The organism is Alphaproteobacteria bacterium (genome assembly GCA_024244705.1).
Taxonomy (GTDB): Bacteria; Pseudomonadota; Alphaproteobacteria; order JAAEOK01; family JAAEOK01; genus JAAEOK01.
The window spans coordinates 1-1111 of sequence record JAAEOK010000044.1 but is presented as its reverse complement, the minus strand read 5'-3'; the positions used below and the strand labels follow the sequence as shown (position 1 = coordinate 1111).

Below are 1111 nucleotides of genomic sequence, written 5' to 3'. Positions count from 1 at the left end.
GTTCCCTGTCGCTACCGATGTAATTCTCCCCATTAGTGCCGATTGAATATTCCCCAGATTGGGCTTGTCCCGGAAGTCCCCGGGAGGGTCCCGGACCGGTTCGCGGAGCGCTTTAGCGCACGCGCAGCGAAGCGGCCGGGGAGGGACCTGGGGGCCCTCCGCGGGCAAGCCGCGAGGGGCTCGATTATTCGGCGCAAAGGCTGCAAGTGCTGCTCGTTGTTGGCTCAGCGGGGGGACGGCGAGGCCGACCTGATCGGGGTTTTTGCGCACGATCTCGACGGCGATCACGGTAGCAGTGGCGACCTTGTCGCCGGTGTAGCCGCTGTCGGCGAAGACCTTCTCGATGAACGGAAACGAGCCGCGCGAAGCGCGCAGTAACAGGCCCCCACCGTCGCGGTCCTGGATGCTCGCTGGATGCGGCTCGAGCACAAGGCCGCGCCCGTCGGTGTCGACCAGCGCATGGCGCTTGCGTCCCTTGACCTTCTTGCCGGCGTCGTAGCCCCGTGGGCCGCCGGCCTCGGTCGTTTTGACGCTCTGGCTATCGATGATCGCACCGCTCGGACTGGCTTCACGACCAGCCCGCTCGCGATCGACCATGACCAGCGCGTGGTTGATCTTCTCGAAGCGGCCATCGTCGCGGAACGCGGCGAACCAGCGATAGATAGTTCCCCACGGCGGTAGGTCGCTCGGCAGCAAGCGCCACGGACAGCCGGCGCGCATCACGTAGAAGATGCCGTTGACGATCTCTCGCATCGGCCAAACCCTCGGCCGCCCGGTGCTGTGGGCCGGCGGTAAATAACGCTCGATCACGGCCCACTCCACGGCCGTCAAATCGGTCTGGTAACGCAACGCCTCGCGGCTATGCTGCTCTCGGGTGGTCGGGGTCCACATGGTGGTAATTCCAGATTGGTCTCAGCAACCTCCCTGGAATCACATCGGTCCCGACCACTCAACCCCTTTCGAAACGGCCTCTTATACCAAATCCCGTTGATCATGACCTATGTGCCCATTGCCTGTGTCCGATCGACATGATTTTCCAGGGCTGATCGATGAGCTTGTTCCAGGCGTCACAGCAGTGGTCGACGATGTCGTCGTATGAGTTGAAGACGCG

1 protein-coding gene and 1 pseudogene are annotated in these 1111 nt (G+C 63.3%); both read right to left on the bottom strand.

Annotated features, from left to right (window positions below; genetic code table 11):
* Window positions 1-261 precede the first annotated feature (261 nt).
* Window positions 262-891, bottom strand: a pseudogene (locus GY791_07060) (IS5 family transposase).
* A gap of 100 nt (window positions 892-991) precedes the next feature.
* Window positions 992-1111, bottom strand: a 120-nt coding sequence (locus tag GY791_07055; protein ID MCP4328177.1) for an IS630 family transposase, incomplete at its 5' end; no start/stop codon positions are given.